The organism is Shewanella sp. AS16, assembly GCF_021412365.1.
Taxonomy (GTDB): Bacteria; Pseudomonadota; Gammaproteobacteria; order Enterobacterales; family Shewanellaceae; genus Shewanella; species Shewanella salipaludis.
Genome location: NZ_JAKCLK010000002.1, coordinates 258,287 through 274,751, shown reverse-complemented (window position 1 = coordinate 274,751; position 16,465 = coordinate 258,287). Strand labels below are relative to the sequence as shown.

The following is a 16,465-nucleotide window of genomic DNA, read 5'->3' as shown; positions in this document are numbered from 1 at the left end:
ACCGATTGCAGAGGATATGGGATAGCATAGGCTCTGTCAATTTGGACGTCTAGATGTTTATACATCCAAAGCCGCGAGTGCGCAAATATACAGCTAAGATGCCATCGGGATCCTCTGATAGCAACATTTCAATAACTTATGCTTAAAAATCCGGCTTGTCTGTCGGTGTGATGCTGGGGCTATTCGTGGCGGCATTCTTGCCTGTGCCTGTGCCTGTGCCTATGTTGGGGGAGGGAAGCGAACCGGTGCGTCGCCTGGGCCGCCGGCGCCCAGGTCGGGCGGGGGGAATGGCCATGAAAAAGGGGCCTCAGGCCCCTGTTTCATCAGTCATGGCGCCGTTAGCGTTTGACGAGCAGATTATCTATCAAGCGCGCCTTGCCCAGATAGGCGGCGGCGAGGATCACCAGCTCAGAGTCTGTGGCGGCTGCGGGGGCCAGGGTGTGGGCGTTGCGTACTTCGAGGTAATCGGGTTTGAATCCCGCCTCTATGAGCATACGTTCGGCCTGGGTGCCTATCTGGGACAGGGGCTGCCCCTGGATCAGGGCATCGGCCATGAAATCCAGTGTCTGCTTGAGGGTCGCGGCCGTGACTCTTTCTTCGGCCGTGAGGTAGCCGTTGCGTGAACTCATGGCCAGGCCCGAGGCTTCCCTTATGGTTTCTATGCCCAGGATTTCGATCGGCAGCGACAAGTCTTCCACCATGGTCCTGATCACCAACAGCTGCTGATAGTCTTTCTGGCCGAATAAGGCCAGATCCGGTTGCACCAGGTTGAACAGCTTACAGACTATGGTGGCGACACCACGGAAGTGCCCCGGGCGACTGTGGCCGCATAGCTCGTCTGAGATCCCAGGTACTTCGACATAGGTCTGCTGTGCCAGGCCCTTGGGGTAGATGATTTCCGGTGTCGGGGTGAATAACAGCTCGGCGCCGGCTTCCATCAATGCCTGGCTGTCGGCCGCCAGGGTGCGAGGGTAGGCGGCCAGATCTTCATTCTGTCCGAACTGCATGGGATTGACGAAGATAGATACCACCACGTGATCGGCGCGGCGGCGGGCCTCCTCGACCAGGGTGATGTGTCCCCTGTGCAGATTACCCATGGTCGGCACAAAAGCGACCGTGTCTCCCTGGCGATGCCAGGCCTTTACCTGGGCACGTAATTCATCTATGCGGGCTGTGGTGATCATAGGGCTATACCTTGCAAACTCTCATCAGTTAAAGGTGTGTTCTTCGCCCGGGAAAGTACCGGCGGCGACTTCATCTATGTAGGCACGAATGGCCGAGCGGATCTCACCCGTTTGTTTCAGGTAGTTCTTGGAGAAACGCGGAATATAACCACTGGAGATCCCCAGCACATCGTGCATCACCAGGATCTGCCCATCCGTATCCGCGCCTGCACCTATGCCTATCACAGGTATGCTCAAGGCCTGGGTGATCGTCTTGGCCAGTGACGCCGGAATACATTCCAACACCAATAGCTGGGCACCGGCGGCTTGCAACGCCTTGGCCTCGTCCAAAATCCGCTGGGCATTGTCGGCGTCGCGGCCCTGCACCTTGAAGCCCCCGAACACATGCACTGATTGCGGCGTCAGGCCGAGGTGGGCACAGACGGGAATGCCGCGCTCGGTCAGCTTGGTGACGGTTTCCAGCAGCCAGTGCCCGCCTTCGACCTTGACCATGTTGGCGCCGGCCTGCATCAGCAGGGCGGCATTGGTCATGGCCTGTTCGGCGCTGGCATAGCTCATGAACGGCATGTCGGCGATCAACAGGGCATGGCTGATCCCGCGGCGCACACAGCGGGTATGGTAGGCGATATCTGCCGTGGTGACCGGCAGGGTGTCGTCGTGTCCCTGCAATACCATCCCCAGTGAATCACCGACCAGCAAGACTTCGACCCCTTCGCTGTCGAAGGCGTGGGCGAAACTGGCATCGTAGGCCGTCAGGGCGGTGAATTTTTTACCTTGCTGTTTAAACTTCAACAGGGTCGAACACGTAATTTTAGACATAGGGGTCATCTTAAAATCGATTGGAATTGGAGTTATAAGCTAACTGAGGTTGGACTTCAATCTTCCGGGACGAGTCGCTGCAATTCGGCGCGCATCTGGGGACCGATAAGCGTCTCGAGGCGGGTCTTGTCCGGCAACACCAGCTCAGGCGCCAGATCCCACAGGGGGATCAACACGAAGCTGCGCTCCCGCATGCCGTAATGGGGCACTGTCAGCCTGGGGAGGCTGAGCACTTCATCGCCATAGAGCAACAAGTCCAGATCCAGGGTCCTGGGCCCCCAACGTTCCTGCCGCAGTCGTCCCTGGTGGTTTTCTATCGCCTGCAGCGCATCGAGCAGCGCCAGCGGTGCCAGCTCTGTATCCAGGCTGGCCACTGCGTTGACGTAATCCGGCTGGACGACATCGCCCATGGGCCGGGAGGCGTAGTAGGGCGATACCCGCAGGCTGCCCGGCAGCGCCAGGCCGGCCAGGGCCTGTACGGCCGAGTCCAGTTGAGCCACCGGCTGTTGCAGGTTGGCTCCCAGGGCGATATAGACCTTCACCACGGCTAATTACTCGGCCTGGTTGCTCTTGGCGGCAGCCGGGCGGCGACGGCGACGCTGGCTGGCGTTGCGGTTACGGCTGGCATTGCCCGTCTTGGCACCACTGCGGGCTATGCTGTTGCGCTCGTCCTCGTCGGCCTCGACGAAGGACTGCCACCAGGCGGCTTGCTTGGCCAGGTGGCCACCTTCGGCTTCGCCGCGCAGCAGCAAGAGATCGTAGGCCGCCCTGAATTTAGGGTGCTCCATCAGCTTGAAGGCACGGGTGCCCTGGCTGCGCTCGAAGCGTAACTGCAGTTGCCAGATGTCTTTGGCCGGGGTGCTGAAACGACGCGGTATGCTGATGGTGCGGCATTGTTGCTCCATCACGTCACCCATGGCGGCAAAATAGGCGTCATATTGGCTCAGGCCACTCTCTATGGCGATATCCTCGGCCCGCTGGCACAGAGGGTACCAGAGGATGGCGGCATAGAAGAAGGCCGGGGTCACAGGCTTGTCTTCCCTGACCCTTTCATCCGTGTTGCGCAGCATGGCCTGGATCAGCTTGGCCGCCTTGGGCTCATCCTTGATGGCGTCGGCCACCTGGGGGAAGAGAGGGGCAAACAGCTGGTATTCCTGCATCAGTTGGTAATTGGCCAATGCCTTGCCGGCGAAGAAGAGTTTCAGCACTTCTTCGTACATACGCGCCGCCGGAATGTCTTGCAGCAGCGGGGCCAGTTGTTTGATAGGTGCGGCGGCGGAGGCGTCTATGCCCATCTCGAGCTTGGTGGCGAAACGTACGGCCCGCAGCATGCGCACGGGATCCTCACGATACCTGGTCTCAGGATCGCCAATCAGCCTCAGGGTGCCTGTCTTGAGATCTTCCATGCCGCCGCCATAGCTGCGGATGGAATAGTCGCTGATATCGTAATACAGGGCATTGACGGTAAAGTCGCGGCGCTCGGCATCTTCGTCTATCTCACCATAGACGTTGTCGCGCAGCAGTCGGCCCTCGGCGTTGAGCTTGGAGATTTTCTCATTGCTTTCACCGTGGTGGCCGCGGAAGGTGGCGACTTCTATCACGTCACGACCGAAGACTATGTGCGCCAAGCGGAAGCGTCTGCCGACCAGGCGGCAGTTGCGGAATAATTTCTTGATGTCTTCCGGGGTTGCGTTGGTGACCACGTCGAAATCTTTCGGCTCCATGTCGAGCAGGATATCGCGCACACCGCCACCGACCAGGTAGGCCTTATAGCCGGATTTACTCAGGCGGTACAATACCTTGAGCGCATTTTCACTGATTTGCCTGCGGGAAATGCTATGGGCATCCCTGGGAATGATCTCCAGACTCAGGCCGTCCGCGGTACGCGCTTGTTCGGGTACGCACTCTGTTTGAGTATTTTCAAATAGCTGTTTGCAGAATTGGCTGATACGGCGAAAAATGGGACACCTCGAACTATGATCTGTTATTTGGTTAAAAATCTGGCGGCTATCATATACCAATTGCGCGCCAATGAGTATATCAGCTGCCTATCAGTATCTCAGATTGTTGCGCTATGGCATCCAGCCTGAACTGGGCCACCGCCTGTGCCAGCATCTGTTCGACCGAACCCGCGTCATCTACCCTGGGCTGTCCGAGGAAGGCCAAGGCGGCCTGCAGACTGGCCTGGGGCCGGCGCTTGTCTATGGCCGGGGCATGGTTCTGCTTGGAGAGCTTTACTCCGGGCTTGACGCAGGCCAGCGGCAGGTGCAGCCAGTCGGGGGCCTTCAGATCAAACATGTTATACAGGCTGAGTTGGCGACAACTGGCCTCGATGAGATCGCAGCCCCTGACCACTTCGCTGATCCCCTGGAAGGCATCATCCAGCACCACGGCCAGCTGGTAGGCATAGAGGCCATCGCTGCGTCTGATGATGAAGTCTTCGGCGGCGAAGGCGTTATCGACACTCACTCTGCCCATCAAGATATCGTCGAATGCGGCGATGGCCGCCCGGTTGCGGATGCGGATGGCGCCGCCCAGGAGCTGTGGCCTGAGTCTGCCGCAGCGGCCGTCATAGAGGCCGCCCATGGCCTGGATCTGCTTGCGGCTGCAGTGGCAATAATAGGCCTGATCCTGGCGCAAGAGGGCATCGAGCCTGGCCTGATAGGCTTGGGTCCTGTGGCTCTGGTATAACTCGGTATCGTCCCAGAGCATGCCATAGGCCTCCAGGGTGCGGAGTATGTCGTCGCTGGCGCCCGCCACTTCCCTTGGGGGATCTATGTCTTCGATGCGCAGCAGCCATTTGCCCGCCAGCGAACGGGCACGCAGGAAGCTGCCGAGGGCGGCGATGAGCGAACCAAAATGCAACGGGCCCGAAGGCGAAGGCGCGAAGCGGCCTATGTAGGGGAGAGTGGTCACAGGGTTAAATCAGCGGCTGGGAATGAGACGGTAAAAATAAAGGCGGTACCCATCAGGAATTGGCTTCCTGCCGGGAGACCGCCACTGGGACTCAGCCTGCCATCTGCTTTTCTTTGATCTCTGCAAGTGTCTTACAGTCGATACACTGATCGGCGGTTGGACGAGCTTCGAGACGGCGAATGCCGATTTCGATACCACAGGAATCACAGAAGCCGAAATCGTCTTCTTCTATTTTCTGCAGTGTTTTCTCAATTTTCTTGATGAGTTTGCGTTCTCTGTCGCGGGCACGCAGTTCGAGACTGAATTCTTCTTCCTGAGCGGCACGGTCTACGGGATCTGGGAAGTTTGCCGCTTCATCTTGCATATGGGTCAGAGTCCGGTCGACCTCTTCACGCAACTGGTTACGCCAGGCTTCAAGAATGGTCTTGAAATGGCCCAGTTGTTTTTCGTTCATATATTCCTCACCGGGTTTCTCCTGGTAAGGCTCTACACCTGCGATAGCGAGTACGCCAAGTTTTCTGGTGCCTTCAGGCATAACGCATCTCCTGTAATCATTGCGTTTGTAGGGGCGTCCTTAAGAACGGCCGCTATCTATAGCAGAAACTCAATCACTAGGCAAATTTTAACTTTACCCAAGGCTGAACTTTCTATCATCCTTAATTTGTTGACTATGTCTGCTTCCGGACAGAATTACAACTTTATCTATGCCCCAAACCAATGACCTTCAAATGAAGACTCTACATGCCTCAGTCAGTGAGGCCCCCGAAGGGCTGAGTATGGCCTTGTAGGCCAGCACTTCGACGCCGGCTTTCACTGCCTGTGCCATTAGTAGAGTATAGTCCGGGTCTATGTGAGTCGCGGCCTGAACCGTGTCAATTCCCGTGTGTTGCACGGCAAACAAGAGCACTGCCCTGTGGCCCCGGGCTACCATCTGCATCAACTCCCGCAGGTGTTTCTGTCCCCGGCTGGTGACTGCATCGGGAAAATAGCCCCTGTCGCCTTCGAGCAAGGTACAGCTCTTGACCTCCACATAGCAGTCCGGCTTGCCTTGGCCGCTCAGCAGTATATCTATGCGGCTATTCTCGTCACCGTATTTGACTTCGCGCCTGAGTCGCTCATAACCCTGCAGTTCGGGGATCACCCCGGCTTCTATGGCCTCTGCCGCCAGCGCATTGGCACGGCCTGTGTTGATGCCTATCAGCTCGCCGCTTGGGGTCTGCATCAATTCCCAGGTATGGGCATACTTGCGTTTGGGATTGTCCGAGGTGGAAAACCATACCCTTTCCCCGGGAAATTGGCAGTTCTTCATCGAACCCGTGTTGGGGCAGTGAAGGGTGAGCTCAGTGCCATCGGCCAGTCTTATGTCGGCGAGGAAGCGCTTATAACGGCGAAGCAGTATGCCGCTCTCGAGCGGGGGGGCGAATTGCATCCGGGTACTCCAGGAGTCGGCTTGAAGAATAAGGCATTGAACCGCGGCTCAGTCGCCGGCGCCATAGCCTAACAAATTCCGCCAGGCTTTACAGCGGGAAAAAATATCCTTGGGCCGCTCCCTTTAAGTGGGGGGGAGGGATGAAGTAAACTGAGGCAAATCTGAAAATAAGGACTCACCATGAGCCAAGTAATGCAAGTAATACTGACCCGGGAAACCCCCGCCGCCCATTGGGGCAAAGCGGATGTGACCTATGGCGCCGGTCAGGCGTTGATACATCTGAATGGCGACGATGAGTTGCGTCAAATTCAGATGGCGGCGCGCAAGATACGTTCTCAGGGCATCAACGGCGTCCAGCTCGAGGGGCCGCTGTGGGATATCAACCGCCAGTGGGTCTTCGCCCAGGGCTTCGCCACCGCCAAGCCGGGTTATGAGGTGCGTTGGTGCGGTGATGCCGCCATGCAGGCCGAACTGACTCACAGGGCCGAGAGCGCGAGCTTTGCCAGACAGCTGATCAACGAGACCCCGGAGAACCTGTCACCCGTGACGCTGGCGACCCAGGCCGGTGAATGGTTGGCAGCCATAGGTGGCAGCAAGGTGAATTTTCGCATCATAGAAGGCGATGCCCTGCTGGAAGCACAATGGATAGGATTACATGCGGTCGGTCGCGGCAGTGAACGGCCACCGGCCATGCTGGAGCTGGATTACAATCCGCTGGGCGAAGATGCGCCCGTGTCCGTGGCATTGGTGGGTAAAGGCATCACCTTCGATTCGGGCGGTTACAGCATCAAGGCATCCGAAGGCATGTTGGGGATGAAGTGCGACATGGGCGGTGCGGCGACTGTGACTGCGGCACTGGGCTTGGCGATCAAGTCCGGCCTCAATAAGCGGGTGAAGCTCTTCCTCTGCTGTGCCGAGAATCTGATCAGCGGTCGTGCCTATAAACTGGGTGACATTCTGACCTATAAGAATGGCGTCACAGTCGAAGTGGTCAACACGGATGCCGAGGGACGCCTGGTGCTGGCCGATGGTCTGCAGGCGGCATCGGCCACGGGCGCGGCTTTCATCATAGACGCCGCGACCCTGACGGGCGCCGCCGTGATGGCGGTCGGTGGCAACTATAACGCCATCTTCTCGCCCAAGGCCGACACCTTGCAGCTGGCGCAGCGCAAGGCCGCCGCAGTGGCCGAACGCGTCTGGCCATTGCCGCTGGACCCTTGGCATAAAGACATGTGCCCGTCTGCCTATGCGGATACCGCCAACAGCCGTGCCATGAAGGGCGGCGGCGCCGGCGGTGCTTCCAATGCCGCCGGTTTCCTGTGGCGTTTCGTGTCGCCAGCAGCAGACTGGTTGCACATGGATCTCGCCGGGGCCTTCGAAGATTCTGCTTCGGCGCTTTGGGGCGCAGGGGCGACCACCCACGGTGTGTTGACCATAGCCGAACTGCTTAAAGACTAGCGCTCGGCTCAGCAAAAAAACCGCCTCAAGGCGGTTTTTTTATGCCCACAAATAATTGATTTTGGTATGCTTTATTCCTTGTTGCTCGGAACTTGGGAGAAGAGGATGATAAGCATAAGGAAGGCGACGCACCTGGATGCCCAGCGCTGCTGGGACATACGCAATGAGGCCATCTTAGCCGGCTGCGAGGGTTTCTATGAGGCCAAAGATCTGGCCATTTGGACCCAGGGGAGCCTGACGCCGCAGTTTACCCGGGTGGTGGCTGAGCATTTCTATGTCGCCGAGCTCGAGGGGAATGTGGTGGCCACCGTGATGCTGGATCTGCCCTATGCCCAGCTGGAAGCCCTATTCGTGGCCCCCGGGTATATGGGGCTTGGCATCGGCAAACGTCTGTTGGCATTCATGGAACATAGGGCCTGGAACTTGGGATTGGCCGGCCTCAGGCTGGAGTCGACCCTGAATGCGGCCGCCTTCTACCGCAGCTGTGGCTATGGCGGGGATGGCATGGAAGAAGCCTCTGTCTACCGCTCGCCCAGGGGCATAGTACTCGACTGTGTGGTGATGCATAAGGAGCTGGGGCCGGTACCCAAGGTTGAACGTTAACCCCTGGCATTCACCCGACATCAGTCCGACGTCAGCTCCCAGGACTCTATTATCTGGTAATGCACGCCGTCCTCGGCCGACAGGGATTCGTACAAGTGCAGCTTGTGTGGCGTTAAACTTATGGGCTCAGGCACAGGCTCCGGGGCCTGTTTCACCTTGCGAAATAGGCTGATATGCGGGATGAATGCCTGTTCGCTGCAATGCAATCCCAGTTCATGGCATAACCTCTGGCTGTCGCTGGCCAGGGCGGCGAGGCCAGGATCTGCGACCTCGCCGCTCAGGCAGAGGATCTTCGGCCCAGACCAATGCCTGAGTCTGTCGAGGGTCAGGCTGAAGGCGGGTTTATGCAGCTTGGCAACCGCCTTGCGCAACCGCTCCATTTCGGTCGGGGGCACTTGGCCGAGGAACGCCAGCGTCAGATGTAAGTTGGCCACGGCCACGGGTTTCGCATTCCGGTTCAGCCAGGGGTGCAGCTCATGTTGTAATCTCAGTAATTTCGCCAGGTTATGTGGCTCGGGGGCAAAGCCCAGAAAGAGTTTCTTGCTCATATCGGGTATCTCCTGCTTCGGCTGCCATGATAATGCCCTTGGCGTCACTGCCGTCCTATGCCGTTACGGCGCAACATTCGGCGCTACTCTAGGTATTTTATGCCTATACTCATACTAAGTTCAAAAACCGACTCCATGGTATATCGCCTCAACTTTTGTGACTGACGCTGTGTGAAATGAAGTCCCAATTGGCTCAGGAAGATTCTTGGTAAGGAATGCCACCTTATGTCAGCTGCATCAACCCGGCCCCTGGCCTATGAACTGGCGGAAATATTCGAGGGGAGCGCCAAGACCCCTCTGGATGAGATAATGCCAAGGGTGTTGGCGACAATCTCTTCCCGCCTGCCCTGCGATTGTGCCTTTATTCTCAGCCTACCCAAGCGTCGCCGGCTGCCAAGCCGACAGGCCAGCCCAGATACTCAGACCCCGGCCCTATACCTGCCCCCCGAATTTGCCTCATTCCCCGAGCGTGTGTTGCTTTACACCTTGGTCAAACAGCCGCTGTTCGGCAGCTTGATTCGTCACCCCAGGCAGATAGAGTTGACCCCCCTGAGCCACTATGTGGCACAGGAGGAGCGGGCCCTGTTGCGGAAGTTCAATCTCGACAGCTTGCTGCTGTTGCCACTCTTGACCTTTGGCGAGACCCGACTGCTGGTGGGGGCGCTCGACTGCTCAGGGGGGCGTTATTGGCACCAGGACTTGGTCGCCGAGCTGCGTCATAACAGTGGTCTGATCGCCGCGGCGCTGGAGTTCAGGCGCAAGGACAGGGCCCAGAAGTTCAGTGAAGACAAGTACCAGGGATTATTCCATCAGTTGCCCCTGGCCTGCGCCCTGGTGAATGACGACAACCGGCTCTGCCTGTTGAACAGCGTCGCCATGCAGAACTTGCCCCTGGAAAATGGCGACGACCTGCTCGCCATGGTCAGGACAGAGGAGCATAGCATGCTGCTCAACACCCTGAGGGTGGTGCGTGAAGGCGTATTGACCCGCAGCTGGTGCGAGTTGCCCTTGAAGACCCTCAGGGGGCCGCACTGGCTGAAGCTCAGCTTCAGCCGTGGCCCAGGCCAAAAACTGGCCGGGGGCGGAAATCAGAGCCTGTTGATGATGGCCGAGGATGTCAGCGAGCGTTATCGTCTGGCGGATGAGCTGTCATTTCAGGCCAATTACGATGCCCTGACGGGGTTGCCGAATCGCTTGCATTTCGAGCAGGTGCTCAGCCGGTTGCTGAAGACCAAGGATAACAGCCAGGTCAGCATAGCCTTCATAGATCTGGATCAGTTTCAGGTGATCAATAATATCAGTGGTTATCAGGCAGGCGATCGACTGCTATGCCAGATCGCCAACAGGCTCAAAGAGTTGGTGCGCAAGGAAGACCTGGTGGCCCGCCTCGGCGGTGATGAGTTCGGCATCCTGATGTGCAATAGCTCCCTGGATACAGTGAAGCAGGCCGCCGAGCGTATCTGTCGGCAGCTATTCAAGCATGATTTCAACTGGGAAGGACGCCAGCATAACGTCAGTGTCAGCATAGGTCTGGCGTGCCTGAACAAGCAGGATATCGACATCTACAATGTCGTGGGCCAGGCCGATGCGGCTTGCCATGTGGTCAAGGACAGAGGGCGCAACGATTGGCATCTGTACTGTGATACAGATCCTCAGATCCATAGGCGTTATACCGAGATGCTGGCCTCGGTGGACATAGTGAGCGCGCTGTCGGAGGACAGGTTCGAGCTCTATTTCCAGCCCATAGCCCCTTTGCATGACTATGATGGCGGACTGCATCTGGAGATACTGCTGCGAATGCAGCGGCCCGATGGCAGTCTGCTGTCGCCGGGGATCTTCTTGCCCGCCGCCGAACGTTATAATCTGGCCCCCAGAGTCGATCTCTGGGTGGTAGAGCATCTGCTGCAATGGGGCACGGCTCACCCGACGCTCTGGCGCGAACTGAGCATGGTGTCAGTCAATCTGTCGGCGACCTCACTCGGGGATCCGCAATTCATGGATTGGCTGGAGATGCGGCTGTTGGCCGAGCCCGAGCTGGTCGACAAGTTATGTTTCGAGATCACCGAAACCGCCGCCCTGAGTCAGCTGCAGCAGGCGACCCGCTTGATCGAACTGCTCAGGCCCCTGGGCTGCAAGCTGGCCCTGGATGACTTCGGTTCGGGATTTTCCAGTTTCGCTTACCTCAAATGCCTGGATGTGGATTTCGTCAAGATAGACGGCCAGTTTGTGCAGAACCTGTGTGCCAATCGTGCCGATCAGGCGATAGTCTCGGCCATCTGCCAGCTCGGGTTAGACATGGAGTTCGAGACCATAGCCGAATTTGTCGAGTCGGAGAGCATAGGCCACCAACTCAGGAGTTTGGGGGTGGATTATGCCCAGGGCTACGGCATAGCGGCGCCGGCCAGGCTCGCCACCTTGGTCTCTGGGCTGAGCGCTCCCTGGTTGCCGCTGCGCCAGTCTCAGTATGTCAGCGGGGAAATTTGAGCCGGCAAGGATGCCCTGGCTCACCCCAACCTTGCAGGGTACCCCTGCGACATGGCGCCGGCGCTGGATTCTTAGTACACTGGCGCCATGAATCACTCTGCGATACTTGTCCCTTGAACCAGCTACCCATACATGCCTTGTTACCCGCAATCCGCGAGGCTCTGGCCCACCATGACCAAGTGATCCTCGAGGCTCCCACAGGCGCAGGAAAGTCGACGGCCCTGCCGCTGGCCATGTTGGACTGGCCCGAGATAGCCGGCCGCATCCTGATGCTGGAACCCCGCCGGGTGGCGACCCGCAGCGTGGCGCAATTCATTGCCGAGCGCCGTGGCCAATGCCTGGGGCAAGAGGTGGGTTTTCGTATCCGTGGCGAGTCCAGGGTCGGCTGTCAAACCCGCCTGGAAATCGTCACCGAAGGCATCTTGACCCGGATGATCCAGCAAGACCCTGAACTCAAGGGGGTTGGGGTGATCATCTTCGATGAAATCCATGAACGCCACCTGACCACAGATCTCGGTCTGGCGCTGGCGCTCGAGGTGCAGGCCTCGCTGCGTGACGATCTCAAGATCCTGGCCATGTCGGCCACCCTCAGTGGCCTGCCCCTGGCCGAACTCATGCCCGAGGCCAAGTCCCTTAGCAGCGAGGGCCGCAGTTTCCCTGTCGCCGTCGACTATCGTCCCGTCAAGGGCCAGCAAGCCTGGTTGGAGCACATGGGCCGCTGCGTGCTCGAGTTGCTCGGGCCCGACTCGCCGGTGCCGGCCGAATTGGCTGCCGGCTCCCTGTTGGCCTTCCTGCCGGGAAAGGCGGAGATTTTGCGGCTGGCGGAGTTTCTCGGTGCGCGCCTCGATGGTGAGCGCTTCAGCATCTGCCCCCTCTATGGCGAGCTGTCACCCCAGGCTCAGGATAAGGCGATCGCCCCCGCTCCCGCCGGGCGCCGCAAGTTGGTGTTGGCGACCAATGTGGCCGAGTCCAGTTTGACCATAGAAGGCATCAGCCTGGTGGTCGACAGCGGCTATCGGCGCCATGCGGGCTTCAACCCCAGGACAGGGGTCAGCCGCCTGGCACTCAAGCGTATCAGCCAAGCGTCGGCGACCCAGCGCAGCGGCCGTGCCGGCCGTCTGGCCCCGGGTTACTGCCTGCGGCTCTGGAGTCAGGAAGAGCACGACAGGATGCCCAAGGCTGATGAGCCGGAGATCTTGCATTCGGATCTTCTGCCCATGGTGCTCGACTGTGCCTTCTGGGGGGCCAGATCCCTGCAGGAGCTGACCCTCTTGACGGCGCCGCCCAAGGTGCATGAGACCCTGGGCTGGGAGTTGTTGACCCAGCTGGAGCTGGTTGATGCCAGACGCAAGATCACCCCCCTGGGGCAGGCGGCCCATCGCCTGGGCTGCCACCCCAGGCTGGCGCACATGCTGCTCAAGGCCAAACTGTTGGCCGAAAAACAACGGCGTCCCGAGCTGGCGACCCTGGCTTGCTTGCTGGCCGGTGTGCTCGAGGCCAGGGGCCTGCCAAGGAGAGGGGCTGACATAGGCGGCTATCTGGCACTGGCCTGCCAGGGACAGACAGGCTCCCAGGTCAGGTCATGGCAGCAGAAGCTCAAGCTGGGCGGCGCCCTGGCCGAGGCCGTGTCCCATGCCGGGGATCAGGACATAGGCCTATTGCTGGCCTTGGCCTACCCGGACAGGATCGCCAAGGCCAGGGGTGTGGACGGCTACCAGCTGGCGAATGGCACAGGGGTTAGCCTGGCGCCGGAGGATGCGCTGGCGGGACATCCCTGGTTGGTGATTGCCGACTTCCAGCAGACGGAGGGCAGAACCGCCGGGCGTGTGTACCTCGCCGGTCGCTTCGATGTCACTCTGTTGGAGCGGGAGCTGGACTTCCTGGTGACGCGGCAGCAAGAGTGTGGCTGGGATGAGGCCAAGGGGCGTTTCTATGCCGAACGTCAGGCCAAGGTGGGACAGATACTCCTGAGCACCCAGGCCATTGCCAATCTGGATCGGAGCCAGATAGTCGCCGCGATACTGGCACAGCTGCGCCGCAAGGGCCTGGGGCTGCTCAACTGGGATGAGAGCGTGACACAGTTGCAGCTGCGTTTGGCCTTGGTGGGCGAACATTACCAAGATCAAGACTGGCCCAGCCTCACGGATGAGGCGCTGTTGGCGTCGCTGGAATCCTGGCTGGCGCCCTACCTGACCCAGGTCAACAACCTGGCGCAACTGGCGCGCATAGATTGCCATGGCCTGCTGCGCAATCTCATGTCCTGGGAGCAACAACAGAAATTGGATGCCCTGTTGCCGACCAGTTGGCCTATGGCGACCGGGACCCGGGCCAGGATCCACTATGATGCCAACGGTCGCGCCCTGCTGAGCGTACGCTTGCAGGAAGCCCTGGGCATGTCCCAGAGCCCAATGCTTGCCCAGGGAAAAATCCCTGTTACTATGACCCTGCTTTCACCGGCACAGCGACCGCTGGCGGTGACGGCGGATTTGGCCAGCTTCTGGCAGGGACCTTACCATGAGGTCAAGAAGGAGATGCGTGGCCGCTATCCCAAGCATTTGTGGCCGGATGATCCGGCCAACACCTTACCGACAAAATTTACCAAGAAGAAGACGTTGGCCTCGGGCGCGGCTTCTCGTAATGATTAGACTATGACGATAAAAGCGACACCCCAAAAAGCACCCAGAAAGACCCCCAATAAAAGTGCGAGAAAAACGCCGGCCAATAAGCCGGCCCGTGGCTGGCTCGGACGCCTCTGGTCCCTTGGCTGGAAGCTGGGGATAATACTCTTCGCCGCCATCAGCCTGTATGGCATTTACCTGGATCAGGTCATAGCCCGCAAGTTCGAAGGGCAGAAATGGCACCTGCCGGCGCAGGTCTTCAGCCGCTCCATGGCCTTATATCCAGGGGCTGCCATCAGTCATCCCCAGTTGATGGCTGAGCTGAAATTGCTCGGCTATCGCAAGGTGGCCAATCCCCGTCAGGTGGGCGAGTTCTCGGCATCCAGCACCCGCATCGAACTCTGGCGGCGGCCTTTCCGGCATCCGGAAGGCAACCAGGCGGAGCAGAGGGTCATGATAAGCTTCGACGGCCAGGGCGTTAGCTCGGTTGAGCGGGTCGAAGACAAGCGGCAGTTGGCCGTATTCCATCTGGAACCCGTGCTGCTGGACAGGATAGTGACGGGCGATGGCGAAGACAGGTTATTCGTGCCCGCGGCCGACATCCCCAAGCCGATCATCGCCGCCCTGCTGTTGGTTGAAGATCGCAGCTTCTACCAGCATCATGGGGTCAATCCCTTGGCCATCATCAGGGCCGCCTTCGTCAACCTCAGTGCCGGCCGGACGGTGCAGGGGGGCTCGACCCTGACTCAGCAGCTGGCGAAAAACTTCTTTCTCTCCAGCGAGCGCTCGCTGGTACGCAAGCTGCGCGAAGCCGTGATGGCCTTGATCATAGATTTCCGTTACAGCAAGGATGAGATCCTCGAGGCCTATCTGAATGAGGTCTACATGGGCCAGGATAAGTCCCGTGAAGTGCATGGCATGGGGCTGGCGTCGCAATTCTACTTCGGCCGTCCCCTGGGTGAACTGACCCTGCCGCAACAGGCCTTCCTGGTGGCGGCCATCAAGGGACCTTCCTACTACAATCCCTGGCGCTATCCGGAGCGCAGCCAGGAGCGGCGCGATCTGGTGCTGCGGCTGCTGATGGAAGCGGGTGAGCTGAATGTGGCCCAATACAAGGCGGCCGTCGAGTCGCCGCTGGGACTCAGAAATGCCAGCAAGCCTGTGCATCAAAAGATCCCCGCCTTCTATGCCCTGGTGAAGCAGGAGCTGGCCGAGCGTTACGGGGATAGCCTGCTGAAGCAGTCCGGCATCAAGGTCTATACCACGCTGGATCCCATGGCGCAGGAAGCGGCCGAGCAGGCCGTGAGCCAGAGTTTCAAGCGCTTCGACAAGAATAACGCCAAGCTGCAGGTCGGCATGGTGGTGACAGACAAGTATACCGGCGGCATCGCGGCCATGGTGGGGGATAAGGTGCCGGGGTTCGATGGTTTCAACCGGGCATTGGAGATCCGCCGTCCCATAGGCTCCTTGATCAAGCCCTTCGTCTATGCCAGCGCCCTGGCCCAGGGGGATAAGTATAACCTGGCGACACCGCTCGCGGATCAGCCCATCACACTCACGAATGAGCAGGGCAAGACCTGGTCACCATTGAACGTGGATAAGACATTCAGCGGTGAAGTGCCGCTGCTGACCGCCTTCAAGAAGTCGATGAACGTGCCGACCGTCAATCTCGGGGTGGCGATAGGGATAGACACAGTGATCCAGACCCTGGACAAGGCCGGCTGGTCCGAGTCTGTGCCCAGCTATCCGTCCATCTTGCTCGGGGCGGTGAATGGCTCGCCACTCATGGTGGCTCAGGTGTACCAGACGTTGGCGGATCACGGCCGCTACCGCAAGCTTTCCAGTGTGACTTCCGTGCTGGACAGCGATAACCAACAGCTGCCGGTCGCCAGACCTGCGCAGGATCAGGCCATAGATCCTGGCACTGACTACCTGGTGCAGTATGGCATGCAGCAGGTGGTGCAATCGGGCACGGGTGCCAGACTCGGACGCGCCTTCCCAGGGGTGGCGCTGGCGGGCAAGACAGGCACGAGTAACGACAGTCGTGACTCCTGGTTTGCCGGCTTCGATGAGCGTAACGTGGCCGCCATCTGGGTTGGTCTGGATGATAATGGCAAGACCAATCTCTATGGCAGCAGCGGCGCCATGGCGGTATACCAGGCATTCCTGAATAACCGTCCGCCTATCGGCCTGCGGATGACGCCGGAAGACAATGTGGTGCAGGGGTATTTCGATGTCGACACAGGGGAGGCCAAGCAGGCGGATTGCCGCCGGGTCGTCGCCTTGCCGGCACTGCGTCAGAGCTATCGTCCCGCCGCCAACTGTGGCGAGCCCCTGCCTTGGTGGAAGAAGATCCTCGGCGGCCACTAGGGCAGATGACGGCCAAACAGAGTTTGGCCGTCATCC

The 16,465-nt window shown here is 59.3% G+C and carries 14 protein-coding genes; 5 read left to right on the top strand and 9 right to left on the bottom strand.

Annotated elements, in window-relative coordinates:
* Nucleotides 1-142: 142 nt before the first annotated feature.
* From LZP73_RS06040 to sfsA, 8 genes are all read right to left on the bottom strand, one after another.
* Complete coding sequence (locus tag LZP73_RS06040; RefSeq protein WP_234233572.1) at nucleotides 143-295, bottom strand: hypothetical protein; 153 nt, start codon at nucleotides 293-295, stop codon at nucleotides 143-145.
* A gap of 43 nt (nucleotides 296-338) precedes the next feature.
* Nucleotides 339-1,184, bottom strand: a complete 846-nt coding sequence (gene panC / locus LZP73_RS06035) for a pantoate--beta-alanine ligase (RefSeq protein WP_234233571.1) — start codon at nucleotides 1,182-1,184, stop codon at nucleotides 339-341.
* 24 nt (nucleotides 1,185-1,208) lie between these two features.
* A complete protein-coding gene (panB, locus tag LZP73_RS06030; protein ID WP_169564600.1) occupies nucleotides 1,209-2,003 on the bottom strand; it encodes a 3-methyl-2-oxobutanoate hydroxymethyltransferase in 795 nt (264 codons plus the stop codon).
* Between the two features lie 56 nt (nucleotides 2,004-2,059).
* Nucleotides 2,060-2,548 (bottom strand): 2-amino-4-hydroxy-6-hydroxymethyldihydropteridine diphosphokinase, encoded by a 489-nt coding sequence (folK, locus tag LZP73_RS06025; RefSeq protein ID WP_234233570.1) that lies wholly within the window; start codon nucleotides 2,546-2,548, stop codon nucleotides 2,060-2,062.
* 6 nt (nucleotides 2,549-2,554) lie between these two features.
* On the bottom strand, nucleotides 2,555-4,024 hold the full coding sequence (gene pcnB / locus LZP73_RS06020) for a polynucleotide adenylyltransferase PcnB (protein ID WP_234233569.1): 1,470 nt from the start codon (nucleotides 4,022-4,024) through the stop codon (nucleotides 2,555-2,557).
* Between the two features lie 19 nt (nucleotides 4,025-4,043).
* Nucleotides 4,044-4,919: a tRNA glutamyl-Q(34) synthetase GluQRS gene (gene gluQRS, locus LZP73_RS06015; protein WP_234233568.1), complete on the bottom strand. Its 876-nt coding sequence runs from the start codon at nucleotides 4,917-4,919 to the stop codon at nucleotides 4,044-4,046.
* Nucleotides 4,920-5,010: 91 nt separating this feature from the next.
* A complete protein-coding gene (gene dksA / locus LZP73_RS06010) occupies nucleotides 5,011-5,454 on the bottom strand; it encodes an RNA polymerase-binding protein DksA (protein WP_169564604.1) in 444 nt (147 codons plus the stop codon).
* 189 nt (nucleotides 5,455-5,643) lie between these two features.
* Nucleotides 5,644-6,348, bottom strand: a complete 705-nt coding sequence (gene sfsA, locus LZP73_RS06005) for a DNA/RNA nuclease SfsA (RefSeq protein ID WP_234233567.1) — start codon at nucleotides 6,346-6,348, stop codon at nucleotides 5,644-5,646.
* A gap of 180 nt (nucleotides 6,349-6,528) precedes the next feature.
* Between sfsA and pepB the strand changes: the two genes are divergently transcribed.
* Nucleotides 6,529-7,806, top strand: a complete 1,278-nt coding sequence (pepB, locus tag LZP73_RS06000) for an aminopeptidase PepB (RefSeq protein WP_234233566.1) — start codon at nucleotides 6,529-6,531, stop codon at nucleotides 7,804-7,806.
* A gap of 105 nt (nucleotides 7,807-7,911) precedes the next feature.
* Nucleotides 7,912-8,409 carry a GNAT family N-acetyltransferase gene (locus tag LZP73_RS05995; RefSeq protein WP_234233565.1) on the top strand — a complete coding sequence of 166 codons (498 nt, stop codon included), beginning with the start codon at nucleotides 7,912-7,914 and terminating at the stop codon, nucleotides 8,407-8,409.
* A 20-nt stretch (nucleotides 8,410-8,429) separates the two neighbouring features.
* Here the strand turns inward: LZP73_RS05995 and thpR are convergent, their stop codons facing one another.
* Nucleotides 8,430-8,957 carry an RNA 2',3'-cyclic phosphodiesterase gene (gene thpR, locus LZP73_RS05990; protein ID WP_234233564.1) on the bottom strand — a complete coding sequence of 176 codons (528 nt, stop codon included), beginning with the start codon at nucleotides 8,955-8,957 and terminating at the stop codon, nucleotides 8,430-8,432.
* A 225-nt stretch (nucleotides 8,958-9,182) separates the two neighbouring features.
* Between thpR and LZP73_RS05985 the strand changes: the two genes are divergently transcribed.
* The 3 genes from LZP73_RS05985 (at nucleotide 9,183) to mrcB (ending at nucleotide 16,429) form a co-directional block, all read left to right on the top strand.
* Nucleotides 9,183-11,441 (top strand): putative bifunctional diguanylate cyclase/phosphodiesterase, encoded by a 2,259-nt coding sequence (locus LZP73_RS05985; RefSeq protein WP_234233563.1) that lies wholly within the window; start codon nucleotides 9,183-9,185, stop codon nucleotides 11,439-11,441.
* Between the two features lie 113 nt (nucleotides 11,442-11,554).
* A complete protein-coding gene (gene hrpB / locus LZP73_RS05980) occupies nucleotides 11,555-14,086 on the top strand; it encodes an ATP-dependent helicase HrpB (RefSeq protein ID WP_234233562.1) in 2,532 nt (843 codons plus the stop codon).
* 3 nt (nucleotides 14,087-14,089) lie between these two features.
* A complete protein-coding gene (mrcB, locus tag LZP73_RS05975) occupies nucleotides 14,090-16,429 on the top strand; it encodes a penicillin-binding protein 1B (RefSeq protein WP_234233561.1) in 2,340 nt (779 codons plus the stop codon).
* Nucleotides 16,430-16,465: the final 36 nt, after the last annotated feature.